Source organism: Lentzea indica (assembly GCF_012184385.1).
GTDB classification, from domain to species: domain Bacteria; phylum Actinomycetota; class Actinomycetes; order Mycobacteriales; family Pseudonocardiaceae; genus Lentzea; species Lentzea indica.
On sequence record NZ_VSRL01000347.1, the window covers coordinates 1 to 7,629 of the forward strand.

Here is a 7,629-nt window from a genome sequence, read left to right on the forward strand (position 1 = left end):
GCGTCGCCCGCGAGCCACTCCTCCGGTCCCGCGATCACGGCGATGTCGCGATGGCCGAGGCCGATCAGGTGGTCCGCGATCGCGCGCGCCCCTGAGGAGTGCGCGGCCGAGACCGCGGCGATGTCCGGTGGCGGCGGGGTGCGGGGATCGACCACGACGAACGGGAAGCCCGCCTGGGACAACTCGACCAGTTCGTCGCCCTCCTCCGGCGGCAGGATCAGGATCGCGGCGTCGACGTCGCCGTCGCCGGGCAGGCCGCGCAGCGCGTCGGTGTGCTGGCCGGACTCGCCCGCGTCCAGCAGCAGGCGCAGGCCGTGCAGCTTGAGCGTCTCCGCGATCGAGGAGACGATCAGGCCGAAGTAGTCGGTGAGCACGTACGGGCAGCGAACGTAGACCGTGCGAGAACGGACGGGCGTCTCCTGCCTGCGCCGCTCGACGGCCTGAAGGACCAGGTCACGGGTCCGCGGGGCCACGTTGACGTGGTCGTTGAGCACGCGGGAGACGGTCGCGATCGAGACACCGGTCTCCGCGGCGATGTCACGGAGACTCGCGCGCTGTTTCACGTTCTCGATCTTGCGTTCCACCAGGTCAATGTACCGGAACTCGCCCTGAGGATTGACGCACGCCACACCTGGGTGTTTCATCCTGAAAGCTGGCGTTTCACAGTGATGAACTTCTGTTACATCGAGAAGGACGGCGATGAGAACAACCGCGATCGTGGCTCTGGTCCTCGGCCTCACCGCCGTGCCCTCCGCTGAGGCTTCGTCAGCACCGCAGGTCCGAGTGTGGGTCACCACGCCGGACCGGGCGGAGCTGATGCACGAACGCCCGCGCGTGACGTTCGGCACCGCGCCGTCGACGCAGCCGACGATCGTGGTCGACCCCGGCCGCGGCTACCAGTCGGTCGACGGCTTCGGCGCTTCCATCACGGACTCGTCCGCCGAGGTGCTGACCGGCCTCTCCCCCGCCGTCCGCGCCGACACCATGCGCAAGCTCTTCGACCCGGTGCGCGGCATCGGCGTGAGCTTCCTGCGCCAGCCCGTGGGTTCGTCGGACTTCACGGCCGCCCAGGAGCACTACACCTACGACGACGTCCCTGCCGGTCAGACCGACTTCCCGCTCAGGCACTTCAGCGTCCAGCACGACGAGGCGAAGATCCTTCCGTTGCTGCGCGAGGCGAAGCGCCTCAACCCGCGGCTGAAGGTGATGGCGACGCCGTGGAGCCCACCGGCGTGGATGAAGACCGGCAACTCGCTCGTCGGCGGTCAGCTCAAGGACGACCCGAAGATCTACGACGCCTACGCCCGCTACCTCGTGAAGTTCGTGCAGGCGTACACGGCCGCTGGCGTGCCGATCGACTTCCTGTCCGTGCAGAACGAGCCCCAGAACCGCAAGCCGGACGCTATCCCGGCACGGACATGCCCGTCGCCGCCCAGCTGAAGGTGATCGCGGCGCTCGGCCCGAAGCTGCGGATCGCCAGCCCCCGCACCAAGATCCTGGGCTACGACCACAACTGGGCAACGCACCCGAACGACGTTCCGCCACCAGGGCAGAGCCCGGAGAACGACTACCCGTACCAGATCCTGCGTTCTCAGGCCTCGAAGTGGATCGCCGGTACCGCCTACCACTGCTACTACGGCGACCCGAGTGCCCAGACCGCGTTGCACAACGCGTTCCCGGACAAGGGGATCTGGTTCAGCGAGTGCTCGGGTTCCAAAAGCCTCACCGACCCGCCGGCCAAGGTCTTCCGCGACACCCTGACGTGGCACGCCCGCAACGTCGTCCTCGGCACCACCCGCAACTGGGCTCGTAGCGCGGTGAACTGGAACATCGCTTTGGACAGCACCGGCGGCCCGCACCTCGGCGGCTGCGGCACGTGCACCGGCCTGGTCACCGTGCAGCCGGACGGTTCGGTGACCACCGACGCCGAGTACTACACGATCGGCCACCTCTCGAAGTTCGTGAAGCCCGGCGCGCGGCGCATCGCCAGCACGTCCTTCGGCACCACCGGCTGGAACGGCCAGATCATGGACGTCGCGTTCCGCAACCCCGACGGCTCCACGGCTCTGGTGGTGCACAACGAGAACGACGACCCGCGCACGTTCGCGGTGAACGCGGGCGACCGCATCTTCGAGTACACCCTGCCCGGCGGCGCGCTGGCGACGTTCACCTGGACCGCCAACCTCCGCAGCAAGCTGGACCTCGTGCCGCTGACCGGCGCGACCGCCTCACCCGACGGCGCGCTCGCGATCGACGACGACGCGTCGACGCGGTGGTCCACCGGCGCGGCACAGGCTCCCGGCCAGTACCTCCAGGTGGATCTGGGACGCCGCAAGGAGTTCCGTCGCGTGGCCGTCGACAGCGGCGGCAACCTGGGCGACTACGTCCGCAACTGGGAGCTCTCGGTCAGCAACGACGGTAGGTCCTGGCGCACCGTCGCGTCCGGTGCCGGTACCGGCCAGCTGACCACCATCGACGTCCGCCGCACGAGCGCACGGTACCTCCGCATCACGTCCACCAGTGCCGCGAGCAACTGGTGGAGCATCGCCGATTTCCGTCTCTACAACTGAAAACCAGCAAGCGGGCGCCCAAACCCTGCAAGGAGCGCTTATGTCAATGACGACAAAACGCCTGCGCGGCTTCGCGATCGCGGCGGCCGTCGTGACGGCGGGAAGCACCCTGGTGTCTCCCACCGCCACCGCGGCGACCAACGCGAGCGTGTGGCTCACCACCGCCGACCGCTCGAACCTGTTGCGGCAACAGGCGGACGTGACGTTCGGGTCGGGCGGCAGCGGTCCGACGATCACCGTGAACCCGAGCTCCACCTACCAGTCCATGGTCGGCTTCGGCGCCTCGTTCACCGACTCCGCCGCGTGGAACATCTTCAACTCACCGCGCCGTGACGAGATCATGAACCAGCTGTTCACCAAGAGCAGCGGCATCGGCATGAGCTTCATCCGCCAGCCGATCGGCGCGACCGACTTCTCCCGCAGCTTCTACACCTACAACGACGGCGCGGCGGACCCGACTCTCTCGCGGTTCTCCATCGCCCACGACGACGCGTACATCCTGCCGCTCATCCGGCAGGCGAAGCAGCTCAACCCGCAGCTCTCGATCATGGCAACGCCGTGGAGCGCGCCGGCGTGGATGAAGAACAACAACAGCCTCATCCGAGGTTCGCTGAACGACAGCCAGATCGGCGTGTACGCCGACTACCTCGTCAAGTTCACCCAGGCGTACCAGGCCGCCGGCGCGCCGATCGACTACCTCAGCGTGCAGAACGAGCCGAACTTCGAGCCGCCCGGCTACCCCGGCATGAGGATGTCGGCGCAGCAGCAGGTGAACGTCATCAACAACCTGGTGCCGAAGCTGCGCGCGGCCGGCCAGAACGCACGCCTGCTCGGCTACGACCACAACTGGGACGACACCAGCTACGCCCAGGTCGTGAACAACGGCGCCGGCAGCAACGTCGTCGGCTCGGCGTGGCACTGTTACGGCGGCAACCCGAGTGGACAGTCGGTCGTCCACAACGCCCAGCCCACCAAGGAGATCTTCTTCACCGAGTGCTCCGGCACCTCGTCGGGCGACGACGCGGCGACGTTCCGCGACACGTTGCGCTGGCAGGGCATCAACCTCGCGATCGGCGCCACCCGCAACTGGGCGCGCAGTGTCGCGATCTGGAACTTGGCCCTCGACGCCAACCACGGCCCGGTGATCGGCAGCTGCACCAACTGCATGGGCGTCGTCACGACCAACGGCAGCAACGTCACCTACAACGCCGAGTACTACGTCCTCGGTCACCTGTCGAAGTTCGTGCAGCCCGGCGCGGTCCGCATCGACTCGACCGGCTACGGCGAGGGCGGCATCCAGAACGTCGCCTTCCGCAACCCGGACGGCCGGATCGTGCTCGTCGCCCTCAACTCCGGCGGCCAGCAGGACTTCCGCGTCTCCTACGGCGGCCAGACGTTCGGCTACAACCTCCCCGCCGGCGCCATGGCGACCTTCACCTGGCCCGGCACGCTCGACCCGGGCCAGCCCGGCCGCACCGGTCAGATCACAGGCCTGGGCGGCAAGTGCCTGGACGTCACCGACGGCTCCACCGTCAACGGCAACCAGCCGCAGATGTGGACCTGTTACACCGGCCCGAACCAGACGTGGACGCTGGCCGCCGACGGCACGGTTCGCGGGCTCGGCAAGTGCCTCGACGTGACCGGCAACGGGACCGCCGACGGCACACCGGTTCAGCTGTGGGACTGCTTCAGCGGTGGGAACCAGAGGTGGACCGCCTCGAACGGCACGCTGGTGAACGTTGGCAGCGGCAAGTGTCTCGACGTGATCGGCAACAACACGGCTGATGGCGCGAGACTGCAGATCTGGTCTTGCACGGGCGGGGCGAACCAGAGGTGGACCGTTCCCGCTTAGATGATCGGGTGCTTGAGGTCATGTCGCGCGGGTAACCGCGCGACATGACCGATCCGCTGAATCCGGAAGCACCGCACTCCCCCGGCACGCCCGACCTGGACGACCTCGAAACCCCTGAACCCGAGGTACCGCCTGGGGACACCACCGAGGACGCGAGCGAACCCCCGGACTGAGGGCAAACCAATCAGCCGCCGTACGGGTTCGCTGCCTTGCGCGCCGCGTACGTCAGCATCGGCTTGACCTTCGCCCAGTGCCCGTCCTGGCAGGAGTAGGCGGGCAGGAAGCCGGCGCAGTCGCCCTCCCAGTTGCCGATCTCCCAGGTGTAGTGGGGAACGCCGAGCTCGCCGTACACCCAGTCGTCGATCGAGCCGCCCGCGGTGTAGAGCAGCTCACCGGGCTGCCCGTACTCCCAGCCACCCGCGAGCTGGGCCATGTCCTTGGCCATCGCGCGCAACGGCCTGTCGTTCGGCGAAGGCGTGGTGGTGTAGCCCCATGGCAGCAGCACGACGTTGAGGGCCGCGTGCATCGTGATGACCATGCCGCGGGTCTTGGGATCCGCCGGGTCGTTCAGGCCGGGACCGCGTGTGTCAGGGAAGAGCGAGCGGAAGAACTTCTCCAGCGCCTTGGTCTCCACCTCGGAGTCGGCCTTCGGGCCGCGGTAGACCTGGCTGCACGGGTCGGGCGACGTGCCGTTGTCGCCCCACTGCACGCTGAGGTTGCGGTTCAGGTCGATGCCGACCTGGGCCAACGGGTCCGTCTCGGTGGGGCAGAACTTGGGACCGTTGGTGTGGTTGGCGTTCTTGCGTTGCAGCTTCGGCGAGTCGCCGCCCGACTGGACGATCTGGACGCCGTCGGGGTTCGCGATCGGCACGACCCAGATCTCCGTCGTGTCCAGCAGTGACGTGACCTCGCCGTCCTTGCCGTAGCCGGCGGTGAGGTGGTCGATCCAGCGCCACGCCATGTCGCCGGTGGTGATCTCGCGGGCGTGCACCTGACCCGACACGAACAGCCGCGGCTTGCGCGCGTTCGGCGTCAGCTTGCAGTCGCCGGGCGACTTCTTGGTGATGCAGACGGCCTTCAGGTCGTAGCCGCCCGCGCCCTGGGTCTTGCGCCACGAGTCGCCGTAGTCGACGACCGTGGCGAGGCGCGGGTACCGCCACCCGACCTGGTCGAGATGCGCGTAGTGCGCCTTGACCGTGCGGTAGCCGCCGTAGTAGGTCTCGTTGACGCCGGTGCCCTGGGTCGTCGGCGCGAACGCGGGCGGTGCCATCACGGACTCGACCGTGCCGGTGAACCCGGCGTCGGCGAGCTTGGTGTGCACGTCCTTGGAGCCGAGCACGAACAGGTCTTCGCCGTCGCGTTGTTCCAGCACGTCGAACCCGCGCGCGATCAGATCCTGTGCCTTCTGCCCGAGTGGGGCGGGGACGCGGTAGACGTACGTCGGCCCTTCCTGCGTCGGCGCTGCGGGTGGCGGTGCCGCCACCGACGTCCCGACGAGGAAGGCCACGCTGGCGGCGCTCGCCAGCGCGAGGCTCAGCCGTCGCTGCTTCATGGTTCAGAACCCCCTGTGGAGCGATGGGTCGTGCCGATCAGGAACACGTGCCGGGAAAACGCTCCCCACAGGCAGGCGGGTCGCCCCGCGACAGCTCCGTCTCAACAGTTGTCAGTTTCCGGTGGTCCACCGGTAGATCTGGCCGTCCCGCAGCTCGTAGGAGTCCGGCGGACCCGAGGGCGGCGCGCCCATGAGATGCGTCAGCACCTTCGTGCGGCCGCGGATGGTCACGCCACCCTCCGTCCAGTGCAGGTAGGGATGCAGCAGGCCTTTGAGCAGCTCCCAGTCCCGGAGCTCGATGGCCGCCACCGCGTCTCGCACGACTTGGTCCACCGGACAAGTACATCATCCGAATTGGACTCAACTGGAGGCTCGCCACCAGTCCGCACGGGTCGGCTCGCGGAACGCGTTGGTTCCGCAGTGCACCTCACCGGCGCCCGCGTGCAGGAAGTCCCAGTCCTCGACCCACTTCACCTTGACCGGCGTGTGGGCGAGCGCCTGTTCCGTCTTGCGCTTGAACAGGTCCACACTGCCGGCCCGAGGCCCGTGCGGGTCGGGTGCGCCGAAGACGCCACCGCCGAGCGAGATGCCGTTGGGGATGCCCGCCGAGTGCGCGACGAACACGGTGGCCGGTGCGGCGCCCGCCTTCATACGGTCGCGCAGGTCGTTCACCATCTCGCGGGTGACCTGTCCGGACGCGGTGAGCTGATCGGCCACCGCGTCGAGCTGCTGCCAGCCGTACTGCTGGAACAGCACGGGAACCCGGACGAGGGCGCGCTCGGCGAGACCGGTCTCCCTGGTGAGCACGGCGAGCTGGGTGTCGATGTGCTTGGCGGCGGTCTCGTTCTGCTCCAGGAACTTTGCGTCGGCGAGCGCCTGGTCGACGGTCGGCTTCACCTTCTCACTGGTGCCCTCGAACAGCACGGCGCCGCCGTGTCCGTCCTTTGTGGCCTGTCGCAGCACGTCGAGCGCGAGCCGCGGGTCGGCGACCATCAGCGTCCAGCCGCGGGAGTTGCGGGCCGGGATCACGTGCACGGTCTCGTCGGAGTGGCCCACCGCGAGCCACGACGTGTCGATGATGACCGGGTCCGCGTACTGCGAGCCGATCATCGTCGTGAACGACGGGTCTGGCATCCGCTCGGAGGTGCTGCCGTAGAGCGGCCTGCCCAGCTCATGACCGCGGTAGGGCGGCAGGCTCTCGTAGTTGCCCGTCGAGTTCAGGCTGTCGTCGACCGCCGGTCCGCGCTGGGTCGTGAACTGCTGCACGACGCCGACGTCCGGGCCACGCAGCGCGCTGAACGCCACACGTCCCGCAGGACGCAGTGCCGGCGGGTAGTACTCGCCCTCCCACTCCATGCCGGGGCGGTAGTTGGCGCTGCGCAGCAGGACGCGCATGACCTGCGGCCTGCCGCCAGGCCCAGGCATGCTGGCCGTCGTCGGTTCGAAGATGTCCTGGAACCACCTGTCGTCGTTGGAGATCGCGGTCAACGCGGACTCCGGCAGGTTCGCCGCCGCCATCGCCTTGCGCAGACCGGCGACGAACTCGTCGTACCCGGCGCTCCACGTACGAGTCGAACAGCCGGCCCGCGTAGTTCGGCAGATCATCGGGCGTGATGGGGACGGCCTCGATCATGCGGTCGATCTGGATCTTCAGC

The 7,629-nt window shown here is 68.3% G+C and carries 8 protein-coding genes; 4 read left to right on the forward strand and 4 right to left on the reverse strand.

The window, feature by feature from the left end; all coding sequences use genetic code 11:
- Nucleotides 1–584 (reverse strand): LacI family DNA-binding transcriptional regulator (locus FXN61_RS45095; protein WP_223165860.1); only part of this gene is annotated, 584 nt, incomplete at its 3' end.
- Nucleotides 585–699: 115 nt separating this feature from the next.
- Here FXN61_RS45095 and FXN61_RS51210 point away from each other — a divergent pair.
- The 4 genes from FXN61_RS51210 to FXN61_RS54945 are packed head-to-tail and all read left to right on the forward strand — an operon-like array spanning nucleotide 700 to nucleotide 4,595.
- Nucleotides 700–1,440 (forward strand): glycoside hydrolase family 30 protein, encoded by a 741-nt coding sequence (locus FXN61_RS51210; protein ID WP_223165861.1) that lies wholly within the window; start codon nucleotides 700–702, stop codon nucleotides 1,438–1,440.
- On the forward strand, nucleotides 1,419–2,570 hold the full coding sequence (locus FXN61_RS51215; RefSeq protein WP_223165862.1) for a discoidin domain-containing protein: 1,152 nt from the start codon (nucleotides 1,419–1,421) through the stop codon (nucleotides 2,568–2,570). The genes FXN61_RS51210 and FXN61_RS51215 overlap by 22 nt, the downstream gene beginning before the upstream one ends.
- A 46-nt stretch (nucleotides 2,571–2,616) precedes the next feature.
- Nucleotides 2,617–4,422 (forward strand): ricin-type beta-trefoil lectin domain protein, encoded by a 1,806-nt coding sequence (locus FXN61_RS45105; protein WP_167979956.1) that lies wholly within the window; start codon nucleotides 2,617–2,619, stop codon nucleotides 4,420–4,422.
- A 44-nt stretch (nucleotides 4,423–4,466) separates the two neighbouring features.
- Nucleotides 4,467–4,595: a hypothetical protein gene (locus FXN61_RS54945; RefSeq protein WP_281360871.1), complete on the forward strand. Its 129-nt coding sequence runs from the start codon at nucleotides 4,467–4,469 to the stop codon at nucleotides 4,593–4,595.
- A gap of 11 nt (nucleotides 4,596–4,606) precedes the next feature.
- On the opposite strand, the gene FXN61_RS45110 is transcribed toward FXN61_RS54945, so the two are convergent.
- The 3 genes from FXN61_RS45110 to FXN61_RS45120 all read right to left on the reverse strand — a co-directional run bounded on the left by FXN61_RS45110 (nucleotide 4,607) and on the right by FXN61_RS45120 (nucleotide 7,579).
- Nucleotides 4,607–5,974, reverse strand: coding sequence for a M14 family zinc carboxypeptidase (locus FXN61_RS45110; RefSeq protein ID WP_167979957.1), 1,368 nt, complete (start codon nucleotides 5,972–5,974; stop codon nucleotides 4,607–4,609).
- A gap of 111 nt (nucleotides 5,975–6,085) precedes the next feature.
- Complete coding sequence (locus FXN61_RS45115) at nucleotides 6,086–6,307, reverse strand: nuclear transport factor 2 family protein (RefSeq protein ID WP_167979958.1); 222 nt, start codon at nucleotides 6,305–6,307, stop codon at nucleotides 6,086–6,088.
- Nucleotides 6,308–6,334: 27 nt separating this feature from the next.
- Nucleotides 6,335–7,579, reverse strand: a complete 1,245-nt coding sequence (locus tag FXN61_RS45120; protein ID WP_167979959.1) for a protein-arginine deiminase family protein — start codon at nucleotides 7,577–7,579, stop codon at nucleotides 6,335–6,337.
- Nucleotides 7,580–7,629: the final 50 nt, after the last annotated feature.

Bases quoted from the DNA above. Each gene is read 5' to 3' on its own strand.
- FXN61_RS54945 (WP_281360871.1), top strand. From the start codon at position 4,467: ATGACCGATCCGCTGAATCCGGAAGCACCGCACTCCCCCGGCACGCCC.
- FXN61_RS51215 (WP_223165862.1), top strand. From the start codon at position 1,419: ATGCCCGTCGCCGCCCAGCTGAAGGTGATCGCGGCGCTCGGCCCGAAG.
- FXN61_RS51210 (WP_223165861.1), top strand. From the start codon at position 700: ATGAGAACAACCGCGATCGTGGCTCTGGTCCTCGGCCTCACCGCCGTG.
- FXN61_RS45110 (WP_167979957.1), bottom strand. From the start codon at position 5,974: ATGAAGCAGCGACGGCTGAGCCTCGCGCTGGCGAGCGCCGCCAGCGTG.
- FXN61_RS45120 (WP_167979959.1), bottom strand. From the start codon at position 7,579: ATGATCTGCCGAACTACGCGGGCCGGCTGTTCGACTCGTACGTGGAGC.
- FXN61_RS45105 (WP_167979956.1), top strand. From the start codon at position 2,617: ATGACGACAAAACGCCTGCGCGGCTTCGCGATCGCGGCGGCCGTCGTG.